This window comes from Millisia brevis NBRC 105863, assembly GCF_001552615.1.
Classification (GTDB): domain Bacteria; phylum Actinomycetota; class Actinomycetes; order Mycobacteriales; family Mycobacteriaceae; genus Millisia; species Millisia brevis.
In genome coordinates this window covers 366,306-389,724 of the sequence record NZ_BCRN01000001.1, presented here as the reverse complement: position 1 = coordinate 389,724, position 23,419 = coordinate 366,306, and the positions used below count along the sequence as shown (strand labels likewise).

Genomic DNA, 23,419 nt, shown 5'->3' with positions numbered 1-23,419 from the left:
ACTGACAGCCATGCTCGCCAGAAACGCACTCGTCCGTCCTCCCGTCGCCTCGCTCGCCGAAGGCGAGATCACGCACATCGAACGCCAACCGATCGATGTCGATCTCGCTCGACGCCAATGGCAGGACTACGTCGACGCCCTCGAGGACAGCGGGTGGACAACCTTCGAGGTCGCGCCGGCACCGGACTGCCCGGACTCGGTGTTCATCGAGGACGCGGTGGTCGTCTACGGCGACCTCGCCGTGCTGACGCGGCCGGGGACGCCGACCAGGTTGGGCGAGATCAGCGGAGCGGAGGAGGCGGTGGCCGCGCAGGGCTACCGCGTCACCCGTATCGAAGCGCCCGGCACCCTCGACGGGGGTGACGTCCTCAAGCACGGCGGCATCGTCTGGGTCGGACAGGGTGGCCGTACCAATGCCGAGGGACTCGAGCAGTTGCGCGCCCACCTCGAGCCCCTGGGCGCCGAGGTGATCGGGGTACCGCTGACCAAGGTGCTGCACCTGAAGTCCGCGGTCACCGCGCTGCCCGACGGCTCGGTGGTCGGCTACGAGCCGCTGGTCGACGACCCGTCGGTGTGGGGCGACCTGTTCCTCCCGGTGCCCGAGGAGGCCGGCTCCCATGTCGTGCTGCTCGGCGACGACCGCATCCTCATGTCCGCGTCCGCCCCGCAGTCCGCGGAACTGTTCCGCGCCCGCGGCCTCGACGTCGTCACCGTCGACATCTCGGAGTTCGAGAAGATGGAAGGCTGCGTCACCTGCCTGTCGGTCCGCCTCCGCGGCTGACCCACACGATTCGGTCCCGGAAGCCGCGCCCAGCGCGGTTGCCGGGACCCGATCGGGGCCACGGCGTTAGGGCTGCAGCCGGGCGGGGACCAAGCGGGGGACCACCCTGACGTAGATCACCATGCCGAGGACCTCGACCAGGGTTTGGGTGACCACGACGGCGGCGGCGAGCTCGAGGCCGGCGGGCAGCGCCAGGGCCAGGGGGAGCACCACCAGCGAGTTGCGGGTGGCGCCGGAGAAGATCACCGCGCGGCGGGCCGGGACGTCGAGCGCGAAGGATCGGCCCACCAGTAGCCCGGTGCCCGCCATCACCACCAGGAACAGCACGTAGAGCGGCACCACCCGCGCGACCTGGCCGAGGCTGTCGTCGATCTTCGGCAGCTGCGAGGCGACGACGATCGCCAACACCAGCATCATCAGCGGCACCATCGTCGTCGACGCCCCGGCCGAGAGCCGCTCGCCGGACGGATGCCGCGCCGCCCACCACTGGGTACCCCAGGCCAGGGCCAGCGGGATGACGATCAGCACGATGAACGCCTCGACGAACGGCCCCACCTCGACGATCCCGGCCAGATCCGAGCCGAGGAAGAGCAGCAGGAACAGCGGCAACAGCGCCATCTGCGCGAGCAGCAGCACCGGCGTCGCTGCCAGTAGCCGCTGGCTGTCACCGCCGGCGAGGCCGCTGAAGACGATGACGTAGTCGACGCACGGGCACAGCAGCACCAACAGGAAACCGATGCGGATCGCCTGGTCCGCGGGCAGCAGCACGAACATCGCGGCGACGACCACGGGCACCACCACGAAGTTGATCACCACGATCGCCGCCATGAACCGGCCGTCGCGCAGTGCCGCCAGCAGAGTCCGCGCCGGGACCTGCAGGAACGTCACGTAGAGCAGGGCGGCGAGCGCGGGGTTGATCAGGTGTTCGAGCGTCGAACCGGCGGACGGAACCGCCAATCCGAGGACACCGCCCAGCGCGATCGCCAGGACGTACAGCGCCACCTGATGGCGTTCCATGCGTTCGACCACCGGGGAAACCTATCGTGTGGCGGTCGATTCGGGCGGATCGTGCGATCCGCCCGGGCTCAGAGCCGGTCGTAGACGTCCACGGGGAGGCCGTCGAGGTAGTCGTCGAAGTCGTCGGCTCCCAGCTCGGCCCCCGGGTGCGGGTGCACCAACTGCGGGGCGGCGTTGTCGGGCAGCGGGCCGTACTCCGCGACCCAGTCGTGCCCCTCGTCGTCGCGCGGATCGAAGGCGAGCCCGGATCCACGGTAGAACCCGGTGATCAGGCGATCGCGCAACGTGGTCAGGGTGAGGACTTCGGGGTCCTCCGACTCGCCGCCGAGCTCGAACCAGTGGGCCCCGCCGCCGAGCAACCAGAACAGCGCCTGGGCGGTCGCCGCGTCCAGGGACGGATCGTCGATGAGGGTGGCCACGATCGGCGAATCCTCGAGGTCGTCGTAGTTCGTTCGCAGCACGAAGTAGTGCTTCTGCTGCGGGGTGGCGGTGGCCAGGTACTCGATGACGACGGGCTGCCAGTCGTTGTCCACGGACATGGTTCGCATGATGGCAGACGTCGGTGAACGCGCGGGTTCGCGTTTGCGACAACCGTTTCGCGCGGCCGGCTTCGGGTGCTGCGGTTAGTCGGCGAAGAGGGGGCGCGGGTCGAAGGTAACCCGAATAGTGGTGATCAGTCCGTTCTCTACGTGGCTCCAGTTGGCGGTGGGGATCGGCGGGGTGGTCGCGGTGTGCAGATCGAACCAGGTGATCGCGTCCGCCCCGTCGACCACGCGGGCGTGCAGGGTCAGGTCGGTCATGATCGACTCGGACATGCCCTTCAGGCCGGCGATGCAGGCGTCGGCGCCGGTGGCGACGCCGAGGACGCCGACAAACTCGACGTTCGGGTCGAGCACGGTGCGCAGCAGGTCGAAGTCGCGGGTGCGCCAGGCGTCGAAGTAGGTGGTCGCGGCGTGGCGAGTGATCTCGTTGGTGCTCATGATGATTCCTTTCGGCGACGTACGGGGTGCGGGGAGTCAGAGGGTGGGGGTCCAGGCGCGGGTGGTCACGCCCACCGCGTTCCACGCGTTGATCACGACGATCAGCGCCACCAGGGCGCTGAGCTCGGGCGGGCTCAGGTGGGCGGAGACGGCAGCCCAATCCGCATGGGACACATGGGTATCCGCGACCCGGGTCATCGAATCGGTCAAAGCGAGGGCGGCGCGCTCGCGGGCGGTGAAGAAGGGCGACTCGCGCCAGACCGCCACCGCGGCAACACGTCCGATCGGCTCACCGGCTTCGAGGGCGTCGCGGGTGTGCTCGGAGACGCAGTAGGCGCAGCCGTTGATCTGCGAGGCGCGCAGCCGCACCAGTTCGCGCAGACCGGATTCGATATGCGCGCGGTCGAGTTCCTTGGTCGCGGCGGCGTCGAGAGACGCGAGGGCGCGGCTGAAAGTAGGTGCCGCGGTGTCGATATCGAGGCGGGTCAAGATCCCGACGGTCGAGTCGGCGGTGCAGGTCATGGTCGGTTCCTTCGAGAGTGGGTGTGTGCTCCTTGCCTGTCACCCAGACTCGTCCGTCGGCCACTATCTGTCCAACAGTTGGTTCCGATGCCAACTATTCTTGTCAGTTATGGAACTGCATCAGCTGCGGTACTTCGTGGCGGTTGTCGACGAGGGCACCTTCACCGCCGCGGCGGAGGCGGTCCGGATCAGCCAGTCCGGGGTGAGCACCCAGATCCAGAAGCTCGAACGCGAACTGGGCCTCGCCCTGATCGACCGATCCGCCCGCCGGGTGGTCCCCACGCCGGCCGGGGAGCGCCTGTTGCCCTACGCGCGGGCGGCGATCGCCGCAGTCGAGGACGTGACCGGCGTCGCCAACGACATTCGAGGCCTGGTGGTCGGGTCGCTGCGGATCGGCACCGTCACCGGTCTGACCTGGCCGAATCTGTTCGAAGCGCTGGCGAACCTGCATACCGCCCACCCCGGCGTCGACATCCGGCTGCACGAGGGCACCTCCGAGGAACTGCTCGCGCAGGTCCGGGACGGGTCGGTCGATGTGGCGGTCGCGGCGTGGACCGATCGGACGCCGGAGGGGGTCGAGAGCCGGATCATCGTCGACGATCCGCTGGTCGCCCTGGTCGCGCGCGGTCATCCGTGGGCGGCGCGCAGCTCGATCACGCCCACCGAGCTCTCCGGCGCCGATCTGATCGCCCTCACCCGCGGTACCGGCGCCCGCGCGGCCCTCGACGGGCTGCTCGCCCGCGCCGATGCCCGGGTGGAGCCGCGCTGGGAGGTCGCCACCCCGGCGTTCGTGGAGATGCTGACCCTGCGGGGGCTCGGTGTCGGGGTGGTCAGCTCGACCACCGCCCGGGACTGGAACGACGTTGTAGCCCTGCCGATCGCGGACGAGCGGGCCCGCTCGCGGCTGGGCATCGTGTGGCGGCAGCGACCCGGCCATGCCGCGCGGGCTCTGCTCGATCTGCTGCACGCCGGCTGAAGCCGGTCGCCGCGGGCGCCGCTAGTGTTGAGCATCGTGCGGAGTGGATGGCGGGTGCCGGTCATCGCCCTGACCGGCTATCTCGGGGCGGGAAAAACGACGCTTCTCAACCACCTTCTGCTGCGGCCGGGAAGCCGAGTGGGAGTGATCGTCAACGACTTCGGCTCGGTCAACGTCGACGCCGGGCTGATCTCCGGCCAGGTCGACCATATCGACACGATCACCGGTGGATGCCTCTGCCACCTCGAGGACGTCAGTGGTCTCGACGACGCGCTCGAGCGCCTGTCCCACCCGCGGCTGGCGCTCGACGCGATCATCGTGGAGGCCAGCGGGATCGCCGAACCGGGACTGTTGGCCACCATGATTCGCCACAGCGACGTCGAGACGGTGCGGCCCGGTGGGCTGGTCGATGTGGTGGATGCGGTCAACTACTTCGACACCGTCGACGGGGGTGGCACCCCGCCGGTCCGCTTCCAGGTCGCGACGCTGATCGTCGTCAACAAGTGCGACCTGCTCGACGCCGACACGCGCGACGACCAGCTCGCCCGCATCGAGGCGCGCATCCGCGAGGTCAACCCGATGGTGCACGTGCTCCCGATCGCCCGCGGCCGCATCGACCCGACACTGTTCTTCGACGTGGCGACGCCGCACGATCCGGTGGACGAGCTGCCGATCGCCGCGCTGCTGCGTTCGCACCGGCACGAGCAGGACCGGGCGCACGATGACGGCGATTCCGAGCACGCGCACGCCGACTCGGTGACCGCGGAATCTCCCGGTCCGATCGATCCGGCCGCGCTGATCGACCTGCTCGAGGATCCGCCCGGCGGCGCCTACCGGATGAAAGGGACGGTCGGGGTCGACGTCGGTCGCTCCCGCCGCGGCTACGTCGTCCACGTGGTCGGCCCGCGCGTCCACGCCCAACGGCTTCCGGCCGCGCCCTCGGCCAGTCGCCTGGTCGCCATCGGTGTCGGCCTCGACACCGATGCCGCCCGCGAGCGGATGAACACGGCGCTGACGCCCGCGGGACGCGCCGACCGGCGAGCCCTCGAGCGGCTCGAACGGTACGTGACGGCGTAGAGCTGATCCGGCCGGCCCGGGCGATGAGGGGCCCGTCCGCCTCCCCTTAATGAAAACTGTTATCGTTAGCGAATCGGTCGAACCCCGAGGAGGCCATCGATGACACCCGCGATCCCGACACCCCTGCAACCGGGGGTGGTTCCGGTGATTCTCGTCAGTGGAGTGCGCGAGGGAGCCATGGGGTCGGCGGCCATTTCGCTGCACCTCGGTCTGCCCGACGCGGTGGCCGTGCGCCACACGATCGACACCGAACGCCGGATTCTGACCAGGATCGTCAGCGATGTCACCGGAATCCTCGAGCGCGAGGAACTCGACCTGGCGCACGCCTGCGTCTCGTGCGCGATTCGCGAGGACATCGTTCCCGCGCTGGAACGCCTGGCCTCCTCCGGCCGCTGGTCGGCCATCGTGGCGTGCCTTCCCGTGGCGGCCGACGCCCGGCAGGTTTGCCGCGTCCTGGCCTGGTCGCCGCGCGATGCCCCGCACGCCGGCATCGCCGCGGTTGTGGTGGCGCTCGACGGGGCCACCGTCGCCGAGGATCTCCTGGGTGAAGACCTGCTCCGCGAACGCGGGTGGGCGACGTCCGACGACGACGAACGGGGTCTGGCCGAGGTCGCCGGGGCGATGGTCGAATACGCGGACGTCGTCTGCGCAACCGAGGCTCCCGATCCCGATGAGCTGGCATTGCTGCGCACATTGGCGCGACCCGAGGTGCCCGTCGTCACCGATCCGTCGATGCTCGACGCGGCGACCCTCGCCGCCGGGGTCCACGGATTCCGGTCGGCCGAGGACTGGGTCGGCGAGGTCCGCCGCGGTGCGCTTCCCCCGCTGCCGCCCGGCGGAGTGTGGCGACTCGATCTGCGGTCGGATCGACCGCTGCACCCGCGGCGCTTCTACGACGAACTCGCCGTCCTCGGCAGCGGTCCGCGGCGGTCACGAGGGTGCTTCTGGCTGCCCACCCGGCCCGGCGTCGTCTGCGTCTGGGACGGTGCCGGCGGTCAGGTCGGCGTCGGTGCGGCCGGCCGATGGGCAGGCCGGAAGCCGCTGACCCGTATCACGATCATCGGCCTCGACGACGACCTGGAGGATCGCGCCGCGATCGCAGAGGTCTTCCATCGCTGCCTGCTCACCGACGACGAACTCGACACCCGCGGCCGCATCTGGGACGACTCCCGGGATGGATTCGAGCCGTGGCTCGGCCCCATCGACCGCGCCGACCAACCCGGCCTGCTCGATCTCGCCACGGACAACTGACGATCACGCCCCGCCAACACCCGAAAGGTCACCCAGATGAAGGTGCGCAACTCCATCCGCTCGTTGAAGAATCAGCCCGGCGCGCAGGTCGTCCGCCGCCGCGGACGGATCTTCGTCATCAACAAGAAGAACCCGCGCTTCAAGGCGCGTCAGGGCTGACGCGCCCCACCGGCTCCCTGTCGTCGATGCCGCTCAATCCAGGTCCGGGATCATCTCGCGGGCGGTGGCGTTGTCGACGCCGATCACCTGCAACAGGTCGGCGAGCATCGAGCGCAGCTGGGCCAGGATGACCACCGGGGAGAGCGTCTGCGCCATCGGCAGGTGCGAGCTGTGGTCGGCGATCACCACCAGCCGGGCCTTGGCGGCCACCGGCAGTCGCCCGGCGGCCATCTCCTCGGCCATGAACTCGGTGACCTCGGCGACCTCGTCCATCAACCGCAGATACGACGCGGGCACCACCTGGCCGCGCCAGCAGGCGACCGCCGCCCGCCGGGCCAGCACGCGCAGGTTGCGCACCAGCCGGTCGAGCGGCACCGCGAGTTCGGCGTAGGACTGCGCCTGCTCGCGCTGGAGCCGCCGGAACGGTGAACTGCGCACCACCGCGAGCCCCTCGGCAGCGGCCTCGTCCAGCTGTTCGAGCGCATGCTCCGAACTGCGGGCCCGGGTGAGCACCGCCTCCGCCTCGTCCGAGTCGCGCGAGCGCAGCGCCTTGGCCGCCGCCCGCAGGGTGCTCGCGACATCGCCGGTCACCTCCGCGGCCAGGGCCAGCGGTTTGCGGACCGGGGAACCGGGCGCGATCCAGGCGACCAGGAGCGCCAGACCACAGCCGACGGCCGCGTCGACCCAACGACCGAAGCCGGACGGCACCATCGCGACCGGCAGCGTCGTGACGATGATCGCCTGCACCCCCGCCTGGGTGGTCAGGATGCGCCCGGCCCCGAGCAACGTCGCCAGCGACATCGACGCCAGACAGACCACGACCACCTGGATGACGCCGGTGCCGAAGATGTGCAGGAAGAGTTCGCCGACGCCCACGCCGACCGCGACGCCGAGTGCGACCTGTACCGCGCGTTTGAGCCGCTCGCCGTAGGACAGGCCGATGGTCAGGATCGCGGCGACGGCGGCAAAAAACGGATAGGGATGGCCGATCAACGCGGTCGCCACCCACCAGGCCGCGCCGGCGGTCACCGCGCATTGGGCGAGCAGGAAGGCGCGCTGGCGCCAGCGGTGGACGCTGCGCCGCGCCGATTGACGTCCGCGGCGGGCGGTGCGTTCGCTCAGATCGAAGGCCTGCAGCGCGAGTTGCCGCATCGGCGGCTGCGGGGTGGAGCGGCGTGGCAGGTCCATACCGATCAGCCTGCCAACTCCGCCAAACCGCCGAGCAGCAGGTCCAGGCCGAAGTGGAAGGCGGCGTCGGCGTCGGCGTGGATGATCGGCACATCGCCGCTCCAGGTGGGATCGCCCTCGTCCTCCCGGGCGCGTCGGCGGAACTCCCAGCGCTCGTAGGCGTCGGCGGTGACGTAGAGCGAAAGCCGCTCGGTGCCCTGCATCGCGAGGTCCTTGGGCAGCCCGGAGTCGACCAGTGCCCGGATCGCGACCTCGAAGCCGGCCAACGACTCGGGCGAGGTCGGAATCGCGCCGAACTGCAGCGACGCGATATCGCCGTGGGCGAGGAAGACCCGGTGCATCCGCACGTAGAAGTCGCGCAGATCCGCCCGCCAGTCCCCGGTCGCGGGCATCGGTCCGATCTCGCGGATCACCGCGGCGTGCGCCAGCGACAGGATCTCGGCCCGACCGCGAACGTGCACGTAGAGGCTGGGCGCCCGCACCCCGAGCGCCTCGCCGACGGCCCGCATGGTGACCGCTCGGGTGCCCTCGGCGTCGATGAGGGCCAGGGCGACGGCGGCGATCCGTTCGCGGGTGACCGGCGGTCGGGCGGAGTTCATCGGAACATCCTACTTGCATCCTAACAGTGTTAGGAGCACACTGGCCGCTGTTCGCCCTAACGACGTTAGGCATCAATGTGGAGGAGGTCCCCATGTCCCACATACCGGAAGCACCCCATGTGCTCGACGAGCCCCGACCCGACACCCCGGACGGGGTCCCCGGCACCCCCGTGGCGCAACCCGCGCCCGTCGTACGCCGACCGGCCGCCGTCGTCATCTGGGTCGCGTTCGCCGCGATCCTGATCGGTGAGGTCCTGGATCTGCTCGACTCGCTGGTCACCACCGTCGCCGGCCCGTCGATCCTGCACGACCTGGGCGGCAGCGAGTCCGCCCTGCAATGGCTCTCCGCGATCTACACCCTCGGCCTCGCCGGCGGTCTGTTGATCGGCGGACGCCTCGGCGACCGATACGGCCGTCGGCGGCTCTTCCTGATCGGGATGGCGGGCTTCGTGGCCACCTCGGTGATCGCCGCCTGCTCGACCAGCATCGACATGCTGCTCGCCGCCCGCCTCGCCCAGGGCATGCTCGGCGCGCTGATGCTGCCCCAATCCTTCGGGCTGATCCGCGACGTCGTCCCGCGCGACATGATCGGCAAGGCCTTCGGCATCTTCGGCGTCACCCTGGCGCTCGCGGCGATCGCCGGTCCGATCGTCGCCGGCCTGCTGGTCGACGCGAACATCCTCGGACTCGGCTGGCGCGCCATCTTCGCGATCAGCATCCCGCTCGGGGTGATCGGCCTGATCGTCGGCCGCACCCGGCTGCCGGAGTCGTCGGCCGACCGCACGATCCGCATCGACCTCGTCGGCTGCGTCCTGGCGGTCCTCGCCCTGGTCGCGCTGGTCTTTCCGCTGGTCGAGGGCCGCGACCTGGGGTGGCCGTTGTGGTGCTTCGGCATGCTGGTCGGGTCCGTCGCGCTGCTGGCGATCTTTGTCCGGCAGCAGCGCACCCGCGCCGCCTCCGGCCGGGACGTGCTGGTCGTGCCGTCGCTGTTCGGCAAGAAGGTCTTCCTCGGCGCGCTGGCGATCAGCCTGGCGTTCTTCACCGCCTTCACCTCGGCGGCGTTCATCCTCGCGGTCGTCCTGCAGCTCGGGATGGGACTGAGCCCGACGGAATCGGCGGTCGCGTCGCTGCCGATGGCCGCCGGGATGGTGCTCGGCATGAAGGCATCCGATCGGATCGCGCGCGGCCGCCGGCAGCTGCTGATGGGCTACCTCGTCGCCGCTGTCGGGTTGATCGTGCTGGTCGTGACCCTGACGGTGGGGCCGGTGGGCGCCTGGTGGCTGGCTCCCGGGCTGCTGATCGTCGGTGTCGGGGTGGGTACCGCCATGGGACCGATCTTCGACGTGCTGACCGCCTCCTTGGACGAACACGAGGTCGGGTCGGCGTCCGGATTGCTCAATACGGTCCAGCAGATCGGCATGGCGATCGGGGTGGCGGCGCTCGGATCGATTCTGTTCGCCGTGATCGCAGATCGTTCAGGTATCGAGGGATATCTCGACGGGGCGGCCGCCGCCTATGCGATCGCCGCGGTCCTGATGGTGGTCGCGGCCGTACTGACCGCGGTGCTCATCCCGGCCGACGCGGCCGACGGCAATAGTGACAACGGCGGGGCGCCGACCGAAGCGGCATGATGTCCTGGCGGGCTCGATCGGGTCCCGGTGTGGTCGGCGTATCGGATTCGGGGGGAGCACCGGTATGGAGGCGATCGCGAACGGCCCGGACCGCGGACCTGCGCCCGCTGCCGGGACCCCGCCCGCCTTCGATGCCGTTCCCGCCCCCGATGCCGCTCTCGCCCCCGATACCCCGCCCGTCTCCCATGCGGCTCCCGCCGCCGACTCCGAGCCCGGGGCGGCCACCCGATGGGGCGCCTTCGGCGGACCGGTCCGCACCCGCTTCGGACTGTGGTGGACCGCGCACTACACGTTCTTCGGCACCGCGGTCGGCCTGGTCTTCATCATCCTGTCCCTGACGCCGTCATTGCTCCCGCGCGGACCGCTCTTCCAGGGCATCGTCAGCGGTTCCGCCGGGGCGATCGGCTACATGTTCGGCGTCTTCGGTGTTTGGCTGGTGCAGTACATGCGCGGCGCCGCGACCAGCCCCAGTCCGCCGCGCTGGGCCTGGCTGATGCTGGCGGTGGTCAGCGTGATCGGCATCGGCTCCGGCCAATACCTCTTCCACTCCTGGCAGAACGACGTCCGCGATCTGATGGATGTCCCCCATTTGCGCTGGTACAACTACCCGCAGGCGGCGCTCCTCGGCATCGTGCTGTTCTTCGTGTTCGTCACCGCCGGGCAGTGGATCCGCCGGCTCGTCGACGCGATAATGCGACTGCTGGAACGGGTCGCCCCGCCGCGGGTCTCCGGGGTCGTCGCGGTCGGTCTGCTGTTGATGCTGTCGATCGGGCTGATCAACGGCGTGATCGCCCGGGGCGCCATGGACATCCTCAACAACTCCTTCAATGCGGTCAACGAGGAGGACACCACCGACTCGGGGGCGCCGACGACGCCGCTGCGCTCCGGCGGGCCGCAGTCGCAGGTCAGCTGGGAGTCGCTGGGGCGCGAGGGGCGCATCTTCGTCACCGGCGGCCCGACCACCGACGAGTTGACGCAGTTCAACGGGTCGCCGGCGATGGAACCGATCCGCGTCTACGCCGGCAAGGACCCGGACGGCGACCTCGAGGCGGCCGCGCAGGCGGCGGCCAACGAATTGCAGCGCACCGGCGGGCTCGATCGCGCGGTTGTCGCGATCGGCGCGACCACCGGCACCGGCTGGATCAACGAGGCCGAGGCGTCCGCGATCGAGTACATGTTCAACGGCGACAGCGCGATCGTCACCATGCAGTACTCCTATCTGCCGAGTTGGCTGTCCTTCCTCGTCGACCAGGAGAACGCCCGACAGGCCGGGGTGGCGCTGTTCGAGGCGGTCGACGCGCTGGTGCGCACCGTTCCCGAAGCGGAGCGGCCGCGGGTGGTGATGTTCGGTGAGAGCCTCGGCTCGTTCGGTGGCGAGGCGCCGTTCCTGGCGCTGAACAACCTGATCGCCCGCACCGACGGGGCGCTGTTCTCCGGGCCGACGTTCAACAACACGATCTGGACGACGCTCACCTCCGAGCGCGACCCCGGGTCGCCGATGTGGCTGCCGACGTACAACCAGGGCACGAACGTGCGCTTCGTCGCCCGCGCCGGCGACCTGAACAGCCCCGCCGGCGTCGACTGGGACGAGCCGCGGGTGGTCTACCTGCAGCACGCCTCCGATCCGATCGCCTGGTGGAACCCCGATCTGCTGTTCAACGAACCCGACTGGCTGCGGGAACCGCGCGGCTACGACGTATCGCCGCGGATGAACTGGATACCGGTGGTGACCTTTCTGCAGCTGTCGGCGGATATGGCCGTCGCGGTCGACGTCCCGGACGGGCACGGCCACCGCTACGTCAAGGACGTCGCCGACGCCTGGGCGGCGGTGCTGCAACCGCCCGGTTGGACCGACGACAAGACCCAGCGACTGCGTGACATCGTGCACGCTGATTGAGCTGCCGGTCGGATTCGGTTGGGGACGCTCGACCAGAGCAACCGGCCGGACGGGCGCGGTGGATTCATCCCAGTTTCTTGTGCGTGTGCAGATTCTGAACACCCGAACGGGCGATCCGGAGACACTGTGGTGGGTATCACCACCCGCCCGTCGATGCGCAGGAGAGCACATGAAGACCAAGGCCGCCGTTGTCTACGAATTCGGCAAGCCGATCGAGATCGAGGAACTCGAACTCGACAAGCCGCGCGAGGGTGAGGTGCTGATCCGCTACCTGTACGGCGGGCTGTGCCACTCCGACATCCACATCGCCCACGGCGACCTGCCCGGCCGCCTGCCGATGATCCTCGGCCACGAGGGCGCGGGCGTCATCGAGGAAGTCGGCCCGGGCGTCACCCGCGTCAAGCCGGGCGACCGCGTCGTCTGTTCGTTCATCCCGAACTGCGGTGTCTGTCGCTACTGCGCCACCGGCCGCCAGTCGATCTGCGACATGGGCGCCACCATCCTCGAGGGCTACCTGCCCGGCGAGCACTGGCCCGCGACCGGGCCCAAGGGCAACTACGGCGCGATGTGCATGCTCGGCACGTTCAGCCAGTACGGCCTGATCCACCAGAACTCCTGCGTCAAGGTGGACGACGATCTGCCGCTCGACAAGGCGGTCCTCGTCGGCTGCGGCGTCCCCACCGGATGGGGTGCCGCCGTCAACACCGCCGGCGTCAAGGCCGGTGACACCGTCGTGGTCGCCGGTATCGGCGGTATCGGCATCAACGCCGTCCAGGGCGCCGCGCTGGCCGGCGCGAAGAACGTCATCGCGATCGACCCGCTGCCCAATAAGCGCGAGAAGGCGATGGAACTCGGTGCGACGCACGCCTTCGCCACCAACGAAGAAGCGATGCAGACCATCACCGACCTGACCCGCGGGCAGATGGCCGACTCCGCCATCCTGACCCCCGGCCTGATGACCGCCGAGATCGTCCAGGGCGGCTTCGACTCGGTCGGCAAGGGCGGCATCGTGGTGCTGACCGGCCTGAACAAGATGGAGGAGATGAGTGTCAACCTCTCCGGTTCCATCATGACGCTGTGGCGCAAGGAGGTTCGCGGCAGCCTCTTCGGCGACTGCAACCCGACCGTCGATATCCCGCGCATCCTCGGGCTCTACCAGTCCGGCGATATCAAGCTCGACGAGCTGGTCACCAAGACGTACACCCTCGATCAGATCAACGAGGGCTACGACGATCTGCTCAACGGCAAGAACATTCGCGGCGTCCTGGTCCACGAGCACTGAGTCTCCACGAGTACTGAGTCTTTCCGAGCACTGAACCGAGAGCACCGAGTCGAATTGGTTGAACACGTGGCGGGCCCGGTCGTCGACCGGGCCCGCGAGACCGAACTGATCGAGGCGGCGTTGGCCGGTGGGGCCAACGTCGTGCTCGAGGGGCCACCGGGGACCGGTAAGTCGACGTTGCTGCGCCGCGTGGCGGGCGACCTGGCGACCGCGTTCGTTCTGGTGGAGGGCAATGCCGAGCTGACCCCGGCCCGCGTGGTCGGCCAGTTCGACCCGGCGCAGGTCCTCGCCCGTGGGTACGACCCGGAGATCTTCGTCGACGGACCGCTGCTGACCGCGATGCGCGAGGGCGGGCTGTTCTACGTCGAGGAGCTCAACCGGGTGCCCGAGGAAACCCTCAACACCCTGCTGGCGGTGATGTCGGAACGCGAGATTGCCGTCCCGCGCCTCGGCGTGGTGCGGGCCGCCGAGGGATTTGCCGTTGTGGCGGCGATGAATCCGTTCGACGCCGTCGGAACCGCGCGCGTCTCCGGGGCGATCTACGACCGGGTCTGCCGGATCGCCATGGACTACCAGTCCGCCGAAGCCGAACAGCAGATCGTCACCGGCCGGGCGCCGGTGCCGTCCGCGCAGTGGGGTCGGCAGGCGGTGGAGCTGGTGCGTGCCACCCGCGAGCACCCGGACCTGCGCTTCGGCTCCTCGGTGCGCGGCGCGATCGACTTCGCTTCCATCACACACCATTTGGCGAAGGCCCGGCAGGTCCCGGCCGACGACTGGTTCGTCGGCCTCGACGCCGCCCGGGTGGCCCTGAGTGGTCGGGTGCGGGTGGAGGAGTCGGCGCAGCGCAGTGCCGAACAGATCATCGAGCAGCTTTACACGGACATCTTCGGGCCGCCGCCTTCGGACGAATCCGAGGAATCCGCAAGCGAATCCGCCGAGGGGAGTGGCTCGGGGGAAATCTGAGCCCGCCCTCACCCGGGGCGGGCGGACCCTCCGACGCCGACCGGCAGCAGCAACGCCGCCCCCGGCGTGATTCCACCGCGCCGCGATCGGAACTCTCGCGGCATCCACGGTTCGTCGAAATCTCCCCGGAGGTCGGGGAACTCGACGAGGACGCGCTGGCCGAGGCGTTGGCCGACGATCCCGACGACGCGTTGGCGCTGCTGATGCGGATGCGCAGGGCGACCGATGTCGATCTGCGCAAGCGGGTCAGTGCGCTGGTACCCCGGCTGATCCTCGACCGGGCGCGCGTCGGTGCCCGGTCGGGGTCCGGCGCCGCGAAGCTCGAGTCGGTGCGCGCGGACCTCGGCGGCGATATCGACATCGACGCGTCGATCGAGCAGATCGCCGATGCGCGGGCGCAGAACCGGGCGCCCGCGGTCGACGAGCTGTGGTCGCGGCATTGGCGCAAGCCGCGCAGCGCGGTCTGCCTGCTGCTCGACCGGTCCGGGTCGATGGAGGGCAGCCGGTTGGCGACCGCCGCGATGGCGGCTGCCGCCTGCGCGCTGCGGGCGGAGCAGACCGGTACCGAACTGTCGGTGATCGCCTTCGACCGGCGCTGCGAGGTGCTGCTCGATATCGGCGCCGCGGCGAGCCCTGCCACCGTCGTCGACCGGGTCCTCGGATTGCGCGGACACGGGGTGACCTCGCTCGATGCAGCATGCCGCGCCGCCCGCGTCCAGCTCGACCGAGCGCGCGCGACCCGCCGGATCGTGGTGCTGCTGTCGGACTGCCGCGTCACCGACGACATCGACCCGCTGCCCGCCGCCCGCGGTATCGACGAACTGCGCATCATCGCCCCGGCGTCGGACGACGAGGAGGCCCGTGCCTTCGGTGCCCGCGTCGGCGCCCGGGTGGGGTCGCTCGAGTCGATCCGCGACCTGCCGGCGGTCCTGGAGCGGCTACTCGGTGCCTGAGCGCTGGCTTGGCTACGAGGCGACATCCCCCGGTATCGCCGTACCTTTGATGTTCCGCAAAGTGCCGACGATGGCGTTCACATCGGTGTCCGGAAAGACGTGGTCGGGGCCGGTGGGTGCGTAATCGGTGTACGGGGATTCGAAGAGGCGCGCGGGATCCACCACGCCGTTCTTGGTGAGTTCGTCGACGATGAGGCTGACGAACCGAATCTGATCGGCGGAGAACGTAGTGTCGTCGAGGTAGCGTTCGAACGCCTCACGAGCGGTATCGCGATCGAGGCCGACCAGATTGCGGACGAAGAGTCCCAGCCCGCCCCCACGTTCGTTGGCCCAGGCGATGTCGATGTTCTTGCCTCCCGCTGCGACCAGCATCTGCTCCAATTCGCTCAGATCATCCGCAGTGAGTTGCTTGTTGCGACGCAACCGTTGGAGGGCCAGGTTGTCGAGGTGTTCACGCAGGTAGGCTTCGGCCTTGGCACGGAAACGCTCGAAGTCGGTCCCGGGTGTCACACCGGGCAGTGAGATGTGCGTTGCCTCTTGGAGGGTGTCCTCGAAGTCGGTGTAGACCGGATTGCGGCGCACCTTGTCGGTGAATCGCACCAGGGAGCGGAGCTTACGGCGGGCCTGCTCAAGGATCGGGAGAGTCACGTCGACCCACCATTCTTCGCCGTTGAGGGCCTCCAGCAACTCTGCCTGCGCAGCAACGCCGGGGATCGTAGTCTTCCCCAGCAGCGACGATGCGATGTGCTGCACACGCTCGCGGATTTGCTCCGCCTGCACGGCGTCGCCCTGCAACTGGGCCAGCTGACGGCGCAAGATCAGCAGGTCGAAGCGCTTGGCCTCCTCGTCGTCATCGCGAAGGGTGGACGGCAACCCCGCGAGTTCACGGATAGCGTCCGAATCCTCGGGGGTGAGCGTCGCCCAGGCATCCGGGGTGGAGTACTTCTCCACTACACGGCGGTGCGGGCGGACAATGAAATTGTCCAGGTTCATGCCTGCGGTTATCTCCCGCAGCTTCTCCACGGTATCTGCGCGCAGCTCCGGTTCGGAGTCGCCGAGGGCAACGGCAAGACCGGCGCGAGCTTCGAAGAGACGTTGCCCGAGCGATTTTTGGGTGCTTCCGGTGGTGCCGGGGAGGTTTTGACGGAAGTACTCGAGATTCTGGCAGAAGTCGAAAACGTAGAAGTCGTGCTTGTCCTGGCCGGGGCCGAACAGATCGGGGCACAGCCGGGTCCCGCGGCCGATCATCTGCCAGAACTTCGACTTGGACCGAACCAACTTGAAGAACACCAGGTTGACGATCTCGGGTACGTCGATCCCGGTGTCGAGCATGTCGACGCTGATGGCAATATGCGGGGCCTTGTCCGCGACCGAGAAGTCGTCGATCAGGCTCTGCGCGTAAGGCGTGCCATGGGTGATCACCCGGGCGAAGCTGCCGGCCAGTTCCGGGTAGGCGACGTCGAAGCGGGTGGCGATGAACTCCGCATGCGCCTGGTTCTTCGCGAAGATGATCGTCTTCCCGAGGCGATCCCCGCCGGCCACCTTGTGCCCGCCGAGCATGAGGTGCGCCAAGACCTTGTCGACGGTGTCTTCGTTGAAGAGGAAGCGGTTGATCTCCTCGGCGCCGACCTCCGTCGGTGGCCCGTCTTCGCCCCAGTCCAGCGCGTCCCACTGTTCCTTTTCTTCGTCGGTGAGATCGTCGTAGGTGATGCCGGACCGCAGGAACGTCGTGCCGACGGCGATACCCTTGGGCGGGACGAGATAGCCGGAAGCGACCGCCTCGTCGAGCGGGTAGCTGTCGGTGGGGACGCCGTCTTCGAGGTGGAACAGGCGGTAGGTGTTGTGGTCCACCTCGTCCTTCGGGGTGGCAGTCAGGCCGACGAGCAGCGAATCAAAGTACTCGAAGATCGCACCGTACTTGGCGTACACCGACCGATGCGCCTCGTCGATAACCACCAGATCGAAGTATCCGGGCCCGAAACGTCTTTCCGTGCCATCGAACTCGTTGATCGCATTCATCATCGTCGGGTAGGTGGAGACGTAGACCCGACCGTCGACCCCCTTCTCAGTGAGCAGGTTGACGGTTGTTGACCCGGGCAGGTGTTGTTTGAACGCGTTGACGGCCTGGTTTACCAGGGCGGTACGGTCGGCGAGGAATAGCACCCGTTTGACCCAATTTGCCTTCTGCAGCAGGTCCACCAGGGCGATGGTGGTGCGAGTCTTCCCCGATCCGGTGGCCATCACCAGCAGCGCCTCGCGCTGTTTCTGGTCGAAGGCATCGGCTACCGCCTTGATGGCTCGCGCCTGGTAGGGGCGCCCGACGATCTCGGTGTTGACCGATTCGGTAGGTAGCGGCTGTTTGCTCTGACGCCGTTGGACGAGTAGTTCGAGCTCGTCACGGGTGTAGAACCCTTGGATGTCGCGAGGCGGGTAGCCCCCGGTGTCGTCCCAGATGCGGTGTTCGTAGCCGTTGGTGTAGAAGATGACCGGTCGGCGGCCGAACTGTGCCTCGAGGCAGTCGGCGTAGAGCTTCGCTTGCTGCCGACCGACTTCCGGAGACTTGGAGGTGCGTTTGGCTTCGATGAGGGCCAGCGGGCGACCGTCCGCTCCCCAGAGCACGTAGTCGACTTTCCCCTTGCCGCCCGGGCTCGGCATGCCCGTGACCTCATATTCGCAATCACGTTTCTGGTCGAGCACCCACCCCGCCTCCTGCAACAGCACATCGATGACCAGCTCGCGGGTGTCCGACTCGTTGTAGTCGCGCGTATCGGGGGCCGCCAGCGCTTGCGCAGTTGCGATCTGTTGCTGCAATTCAACGATCTGCGCTTGATGTGCGGCGAGCGCCTCGTCCTTCTCGGCCAGTTCGCGCGCCCGCGCCTCGTCCCGTTCTCGGAACTGCTTGGCGAGCTGATCGACCTGCTCCCGCGACAGCGGCGCAGCCTTGGCAGCAAGGGCCGGATCGAACCGTGCCTGCAACGGCACGATGTCCGGGTGCGGAGAGTGATGGAAGGAGGCCCACACCATGACGTGAAGAAGCTCGCGTAGAACCTGCTGCGGGACATCCGGGCGGATGCGCCCGTTCTCGTGAACGGCCGCGTTCCCGATTTTCCGGATGACCGTCAGCTTCCGGATGATGTCCGGCTGCACCTTCGCCTTGAAACCGGCAGCGTTGATTTTCGCGGCCAGGTCGTTGCGGTAAGGCGGCGGCAGTGACAGGACGTCATAGAGATATCCGACAAGAACTTCGACGGCGCGGCGGCTGTAGAAGCAGGCCGTACGAGGGTCGGACACCAGGTAGGACTCCGCCCGTGCACAGTCCTCATACGCTGATGGCAGCGTTCGGTGTACGAAAGCGAAGTTGCCCATCGGGTTCAGTCACGCACCTTCGTCGTCGAGATGAAAATGGCGAGTGAGCCGTTCCAGAGTAAACTCCTGCCGCAGCCGGCAAGCACTGTTCTGGTTGGTGAACACGACTGAATGTGCTGTGGTCCGAGATGTGTGTTGCGCGGGAAGGAGCTGTCGGATTTGTAGCTTGAAGAAGGGAGGCGCTTCGACCAGAACACCGAAGCCACCCAAGGTGACGGTAAGCGCTCCAGAACCGGTGCGGGTCCTTTCTCCGCGGGCATCGCGACTTCTGCGGGTGGACGCGGCTTGTGCCATCTATGCGTCACCTCCGCAATTCGACGGACATGACCTACAGTTCACCCCGGAAGGCGCGGGCCTGGAGGGAAGTAAACAGGTCGTTCGTCGCCTCGCTCGCGGAAATCTCAACGGCCCGCTGCCTCCCTATCTGGTCTATGCTGCGCGCGAATTCCATCTGCGATCTGATACTAGGCAGTGGAGTCGGCGCGGACCGCACCGTGGATGCGCTTATCGTGTTCAAACCCGATGTAGTCTTGCCTGCCCTGCGGAAGTGTTGGGCGCCCCTTTCCGAGTTGAACCAATAGGTGGCGAAAGCTGGATTAATAAATTCGCGGTTGAGCCTGGCCCGGATGAGGTGATTTTGGTGAACGCATCCGGGAATCGCGCCGGTCCAGACCGCTACTCGACCGACTTCGTTTGGATTGGCGTGCCCTTCGACGAATAGAAGATCGCCATCCGTCAGTTGGGTTCTACTGACCTCGCTGACCGTACCTCGTAGGCTCTTTACTTCGGTGAGGTCAAGCTTGTTCCTGTGGACGTTCGCAACCCTGAGGTAGGGGACCTCCACCGGCAGGGCAACCCGCTTCGCTGAGACCTGCAGCCCACCCTGGATCTTTGCGACTTGACCGAGAGGCTTGTCAGCCTCAAGTTCCCTAAACATGTCGTGGAAGATCGACTGGGCGAGGGTTTCGAGGCGGGTGAGGATTTGGCGGCGCTTGGCGCGGAGGGCATCGGCGTGGTCGAGGATCGCGGCGATGCGGCGCTGCTCGGGGAGGGGTGGGAGCGGTATCGGCTGCGCCAGGAAGATGGGGTTCGGTAGCGACCGTCGTCGGGCTGTGCTCCCCCGCAGCTTTGCTTTGTAGTAGGCGAGGGCTTGAGGTGAGCGGAGAAAAAGCTTCAGATAGCGGCGATCGACGTGTCGGTCATCCAGAATGTCCCAGATGCCGTATGCGGGGCTGACGATTCCTTCGGGGTAAAGTTCTTGAAAGTCGAGGACGCCTTCGTCAATGGGGAATCCAACTACCAATTGACTTCGGCGAACGACCTTGTACTCGGACAGGTCAGAGCTTGCTATCCGTTTCTTGAATCTGCGTTCCTGATCAACAAGTCCCTCGTGCATCGTCATAGAGAGCACGGGGTAAACGCTGTTTCCGGCTCGCAACGTCTTCGCTGGCCCGATAAGTTCACCGAGCGCAAATTGCTTCACGACAGCATCGCCTTCAGATCAACGAGCCCCTTCGAGATCTCGTCCTGCAGTTCCTCGATGTCAGCAATGATATCTAGCGGCTGACGGTGCTCGACCTCGTCGTAAACCACTTCTTTGTAGCGGTTCAAGGATAGGTCGTATTCCTGGGCGACGATGTCGGCCTTCGGCACAAGGAAGGACTGCTCCGTGCGGGTTCGTTCTGACTCGGCTCCGCGATTTTTCCAGCGGGCGAGTAGGTCGGGCAAGTCGTTCGCCTCGATCGGGTTGCGCTTGTCATCGAGGGAGAAGCCGTCGGCTCGGACGTCGTAGAACCACACGTCGTCGGTGCCGCCGGAGTTGGTCTTGGTGAAGAACAGGATCGCGGTGGAGACACCGGCGTATGGACGGAAGACACCGCTCGGCAGCTTGACCACCGCGTTGAGCTTCTGATCCTCGACCAATATCTTTCGGAGCGCCTTGTGCGCAGTGCTGGATCCGAACAGCACCCCGTCGGGAACGATGACCGCCGCTCGTCCGCCCGGCTTGAGCAGCTTGAGGAACAGGGCGAGGAAGAGTAGTTCGGTCTTCTTGGTCTTGACCACCCGCTGCAAGTCTTTGGAAGTGGACTCGTAGTCGAGGGAGCCCGCGAACGGCGGGTTGGCCAGGATCAGGGTGTACTTCTCGGCGTCCTCGCTCGCGCCCTCGGAGAGCGAGTCGCGGTAGCGAATGTCAGGAGCCTCCACGCCGTGGAGCAGCATGTTCATACTGCCGATGCGCAGCATGGTGGAGTCGAAGTCGTAACCGTGGAACATCGAGCGGTTGAAATGATTGCGTGAGTCCTCGACCAGCAGAGCGTCCTTGTGCGTATCGCGGACGTACTCGCCGGCGGCGACCAGGAAGCCGGCCGTACCGCAGGCCGGATCGCAGATCTCGTCCTGGGGCTTCGGCGCCGTCATCTGCACCATCGCTTGGATGATGTGCCGTGGTGTGCGGAACTGGCCATTGACACCAGCGCTGGCGATCTTGGACAGCAGGTATTCGTACAGGTCGCCGTTGGTGTCGCGATTGTCCATCGGAATGTCGTCGAGCATGTCGACGACCTTCGACAGCAGCGCTGGGGTCGGGATCGTGAACCGAGCGTCCTTCATGTGATCGCTGTAGGTCGTGCCGTCGCCCATCCTGCGTAGGAACGGGAAGACCTCGTCACCGACGGTCTTGTGCATCACCTCCGGAGCGGCGTTCTTGAAGCGGCTCCACCGCAGGTGCTCTTGGCCCGGGAGGAATACCGGGTCCTCAATGGGCCCGCCGATGGTCGAGGCGCGCTTCTCGGCGCGGGTGTGCACGTCGTCGAGCCGGCGGATGAAGAGCAGGTAGGTGATCTGTTCGATGACCTCGATCGGGTTACTGATGCCTCCGGACCAGAAGGAGTCCCAAATTCGATCGATCTTGTTCTTCAGGTCACCGGTGATCATTCGGGCAACTGTAGTGCTTGGGTGATCACCGCCGGGGCCGGTTGCGCGTCGGTCATTGCTCGCGCTGGTAGTGATCGGTGAGTCGTTTAAGGGCTTCGGCCTTGGTCATGGCTCGCACCTCGGCCTCTGGGATGTGCGCTTCCCGAACGAGGACGCGGACCACTCCCGCCGGGATCGCTTCGGTGGGCACCTCGATCCGGCCCCGGTCGGGCAGCACCTTGTCGAGTACGCAGGCCCAGAACTCGGAGTCCGTGACATCGAGTTGATCCCGCAGGATGTGCTTCCAGATCCCGGGTCCGTAGTCCGTGCGATCGACCGGATGGCTGATCCGGGTGTACAGGATGCGGCCGTCGGGGAGGGCCAACTCGAAATTGACGTGGTGGGTCCCGCGTCTGCCGGTGGCGCTGCGTCGCTGGGACCAGCCCTCCACCGTGCAGAACGTGTGGTGGTCGGTCCGCGTGGCGGGTCGGTGTCGTTGCGCCATCGATTTCAGGCCAGCAGCCAGTCGCGCAGTTGCTCGTCCGAGGCCAGGGACACGATCTGCACGAGAGCCCAGTTGTCGGCATGATTGGGGGCATTCCGCAGGTGATCCACCCAGTCGATGGCGTAGTCGCGCAAGGCGTCGATCATCTCCTCCACGGCGTCGTCCAGGGTCGCGCCATCACCGGCGACCGGAACCCCGGGGATGAACAGCGACCAGCCGTCGTTCTCCGCGATCGCCTTGGCCCCCGATGGCCGGACCCCGATCAGGAAGCGAACCAGCCGATCGGCGTCGACGGCGGCGACCCGGCGGGAGTCGCGGACGACGGTCACGGGCGTGCCGGCGTCCGCCGCGTCCAGGATGTCCTTCAAATGATCCCGAGCTTCACGAACGGTCTCGTACTCAACACCGGCGCCCATGGCTCCACCTTCCATCGTGTACACAGTGTACATGCGGAGGTCTAGCGACCGGGGTACATGTGGAGGTCTGCCGACCGGGGTACATGCGAAGAGTTGCCGACCGGGCGATGCGGCTCCCGCGCTTCTGCGGGCGCATTACGCTGATCCGATGACCGGCGGAGATCTCGACACCACGGCAACGACCGGCGTCACCCTGCGTTCGACGGTGCTCGGCGTCGGTCGGCCCGCGCTCTGCGTCCCCCTGGTCGCCGACACGGTCGAGGGACTGCGGGCTGACGCCGCGAAGTTGCCGACCGAGGTGATCGACGTCGTCGAACTGCGGATCGACTTCCTGCGGGACGAGACGACCGAGGCCGTGCGGGCGGCGATCGCCGGGGTGCGCGCCGCGCTGCCCGAGACGTTGCCGATCCTGCTGACCTTCCGCAGCCGCCTCGAGGGTGGGCAGCGCGAGATCACTCCCGACGCCTACGAAAAGCTGCTGTACGCGGCGATCGCCGGCGGCGAGGTCGACGCGATCGACGTCGAGATGTTCACCGAGCCGGCCACCCTCGCCCGCGTCGTCGCCGCCGCCCACGGCGCCGGGGTGGTCGTGGTGATGAGCTCGCACGACTTCGCCGCCACCCCGCCGAAGGACGAGATCGTCGAACGGCTGCGTACCCAGCAGAAGGCGGGCGCCGACGTCGTCAAGATCGCGGTGATGCCGCGCGACGCCCGCGACGTGCTGACCCTGCTCGACGCGACCGCCGAGTACACCGCCGACCCGGGCGCACGCCCCGCGATCACCATGTCGATGGGTGGACTCGGGGTGATCTCCCGATTGGCGGGGGAGACCTTCGGCTCCTGCCTGACCTTCGGTTCGGTCGGTACCGCCAGCGCGCCCGGTCAGGTGGAGGCGGCCGAGCTGCGCGGGGTCCTGGACCTGCTGCACAGCCGGCGCTAGGGG

At 67.6% G+C, this 23,419-nt stretch carries 23 protein-coding genes; 11 read left to right on the top strand and 12 right to left on the bottom strand.

Translation table 11 applies throughout. The annotated features are described in order from the left end of the window. Positions 1 to 10: 10 nt before the first annotated feature. A complete protein-coding gene (gene ddaH, locus MB1_RS01740; RefSeq protein WP_066903036.1) occupies positions 11 to 781 on the top strand; it encodes a dimethylargininase in 771 nt (256 codons plus the stop codon). Positions 782 to 847: 66 nt separating this feature from the next. On the opposite strand, the gene MB1_RS01735 is transcribed toward ddaH, so the two are convergent. The 4 genes from MB1_RS01735 to MB1_RS01720 form a co-directional block, all read right to left on the bottom strand. After that, entirely contained in the window at positions 848 to 1,798 is a 951-nt protein-coding gene (locus MB1_RS01735; protein WP_066903466.1) for an arsenic resistance protein, read from the bottom strand. A 68-nt stretch (positions 1,799 to 1,866) separates the two neighbouring features. Next, entirely contained in the window at positions 1,867 to 2,337 is a 471-nt protein-coding gene (locus tag MB1_RS01730) for a DUF4274 domain-containing protein (RefSeq protein WP_066903034.1), read from the bottom strand. 84 nt (positions 2,338 to 2,421) lie between these two features. Next, positions 2,422 to 2,778 (bottom strand): nuclear transport factor 2 family protein, encoded by a 357-nt coding sequence (locus MB1_RS01725; RefSeq protein WP_066903032.1) that lies wholly within the window; start codon positions 2,776 to 2,778, stop codon positions 2,422 to 2,424. Between the two features lie 36 nt (positions 2,779 to 2,814). After that, the gene (locus MB1_RS01720) at positions 2,815 to 3,300 is read right to left on the bottom strand and encodes a carboxymuconolactone decarboxylase family protein (protein WP_066903030.1); all 486 of its coding nucleotides are present in this window, start codon (positions 3,298 to 3,300) and stop codon (positions 2,815 to 2,817) included. Between the two features lie 109 nt (positions 3,301 to 3,409). On the opposite strand from MB1_RS01720, the gene MB1_RS01715 reads away from it, so the two are divergent. The 4 genes from MB1_RS01715 (at position 3,410) to ykgO (ending at position 6,763) form a co-directional block, all read left to right on the top strand. Continuing rightward, positions 3,410 to 4,276 carry a LysR family transcriptional regulator gene (locus MB1_RS01715; RefSeq protein ID WP_066903028.1) on the top strand — a complete coding sequence of 289 codons (867 nt, stop codon included), beginning with the start codon at positions 3,410 to 3,412 and terminating at the stop codon, positions 4,274 to 4,276. Positions 4,277 to 4,330: 54 nt separating this feature from the next. Next, complete coding sequence (locus tag MB1_RS01710; RefSeq protein WP_245649979.1) at positions 4,331 to 5,353, top strand: CobW family GTP-binding protein; 1,023 nt, start codon at positions 4,331 to 4,333, stop codon at positions 5,351 to 5,353. Positions 5,354 to 5,452: 99 nt separating this feature from the next. Further along, positions 5,453 to 6,604 carry a GTP-binding protein gene (locus MB1_RS01705; protein WP_066903026.1) on the top strand — a complete coding sequence of 384 codons (1,152 nt, stop codon included), beginning with the start codon at positions 5,453 to 5,455 and terminating at the stop codon, positions 6,602 to 6,604. A 36-nt stretch (positions 6,605 to 6,640) separates the two neighbouring features. After that, positions 6,641 to 6,763, top strand: a complete 123-nt coding sequence (ykgO, locus tag MB1_RS01700) for a type B 50S ribosomal protein L36 (protein WP_066903024.1) — start codon at positions 6,641 to 6,643, stop codon at positions 6,761 to 6,763. A 33-nt stretch (positions 6,764 to 6,796) separates the two neighbouring features. On the opposite strand, the gene MB1_RS01695 is transcribed toward ykgO, so the two are convergent. Continuing rightward, positions 6,797 to 7,951 (bottom strand): FUSC family protein, encoded by a 1,155-nt coding sequence (locus MB1_RS01695; protein ID WP_066903022.1) that lies wholly within the window; start codon positions 7,949 to 7,951, stop codon positions 6,797 to 6,799. Positions 7,952 to 7,956: 5 nt separating this feature from the next. Further along, complete coding sequence (locus tag MB1_RS01690) at positions 7,957 to 8,550, bottom strand: TetR/AcrR family transcriptional regulator (RefSeq protein WP_066903020.1); 594 nt, start codon at positions 8,548 to 8,550, stop codon at positions 7,957 to 7,959. A 92-nt stretch (positions 8,551 to 8,642) separates the two neighbouring features. On the opposite strand from MB1_RS01690, the gene MB1_RS01685 reads away from it, so the two are divergent. The 5 genes from MB1_RS01685 (at position 8,643) to MB1_RS01665 (ending at position 15,276) form a co-directional block, all read left to right on the top strand. After that, entirely contained in the window at positions 8,643 to 10,181 is a 1,539-nt protein-coding gene (locus tag MB1_RS01685; protein ID WP_084350616.1) for an MFS transporter, read from the top strand. 64 nt (positions 10,182 to 10,245) lie between these two features. Beyond that, complete coding sequence (locus MB1_RS01680; RefSeq protein ID WP_084350614.1) at positions 10,246 to 12,078, top strand: alpha/beta hydrolase; 1,833 nt, start codon at positions 10,246 to 10,248, stop codon at positions 12,076 to 12,078. Positions 12,079 to 12,247: 169 nt separating this feature from the next. Then, positions 12,248 to 13,360 (top strand): NDMA-dependent alcohol dehydrogenase, encoded by a 1,113-nt coding sequence (locus MB1_RS01675; protein WP_066903016.1) that lies wholly within the window; start codon positions 12,248 to 12,250, stop codon positions 13,358 to 13,360. 66 nt (positions 13,361 to 13,426) lie between these two features. Next, complete coding sequence (locus tag MB1_RS01670) at positions 13,427 to 14,323, top strand: AAA family ATPase (protein ID WP_245649978.1); 897 nt, start codon at positions 13,427 to 13,429, stop codon at positions 14,321 to 14,323. A gap of 167 nt (positions 14,324 to 14,490) precedes the next feature. Beyond that, complete coding sequence (locus MB1_RS01665) at positions 14,491 to 15,276, top strand: vWA domain-containing protein (RefSeq protein ID WP_245649977.1); 786 nt, start codon at positions 14,491 to 14,493, stop codon at positions 15,274 to 15,276. Positions 15,277 to 15,288: 12 nt separating this feature from the next. On the opposite strand, the gene MB1_RS01660 is transcribed toward MB1_RS01665, so the two are convergent. The 6 genes from MB1_RS01660 to MB1_RS01640 are packed head-to-tail and all read right to left on the bottom strand — an operon-like array spanning position 15,289 to position 22,476. Further along, positions 15,289 to 18,642, bottom strand: a complete 3,354-nt coding sequence (locus MB1_RS01660; RefSeq protein ID WP_066903014.1) for a DEAD/DEAH box helicase family protein — start codon at positions 18,640 to 18,642, stop codon at positions 15,289 to 15,291. Between the two features lie 9 nt (positions 18,643 to 18,651). Then, a complete protein-coding gene (locus MB1_RS25475; RefSeq protein WP_157083850.1) occupies positions 18,652 to 18,936 on the bottom strand; it encodes a hypothetical protein in 285 nt (94 codons plus the stop codon). 34 nt (positions 18,937 to 18,970) lie between these two features. Continuing rightward, complete coding sequence (locus MB1_RS01655) at positions 18,971 to 20,125, bottom strand: restriction endonuclease subunit S (protein ID WP_066903012.1); 1,155 nt, start codon at positions 20,123 to 20,125, stop codon at positions 18,971 to 18,973. Further along, positions 20,122 to 21,576 carry a type I restriction-modification system subunit M gene (locus MB1_RS01650; RefSeq protein ID WP_066903010.1) on the bottom strand — a complete coding sequence of 485 codons (1,455 nt, stop codon included), beginning with the start codon at positions 21,574 to 21,576 and terminating at the stop codon, positions 20,122 to 20,124. Before MB1_RS01650 ends, MB1_RS01655 begins: the two co-directional genes overlap by 4 nt. Before the next feature lie 52 nt (positions 21,577 to 21,628). Beyond that, on the bottom strand, positions 21,629 to 22,006 hold the full coding sequence (locus tag MB1_RS01645) for a cytotoxic translational repressor of toxin-antitoxin stability system (RefSeq protein WP_245649975.1): 378 nt from the start codon (positions 22,004 to 22,006) through the stop codon (positions 21,629 to 21,631). A gap of 59 nt (positions 22,007 to 22,065) precedes the next feature. Further along, positions 22,066 to 22,476 (bottom strand): RelB antitoxin-like protein, encoded by a 411-nt coding sequence (locus MB1_RS01640; RefSeq protein WP_066903006.1) that lies wholly within the window; start codon positions 22,474 to 22,476, stop codon positions 22,066 to 22,068. A 148-nt stretch (positions 22,477 to 22,624) separates the two neighbouring features. On the opposite strand from MB1_RS01640, the gene aroD reads away from it, so the two are divergent. After that, complete coding sequence (aroD, locus tag MB1_RS01635; RefSeq protein WP_066903003.1) at positions 22,625 to 23,416, top strand: type I 3-dehydroquinate dehydratase; 792 nt, start codon at positions 22,625 to 22,627, stop codon at positions 23,414 to 23,416. The last annotated feature ends 3 nt before the right edge of the window (positions 23,417 to 23,419 follow it).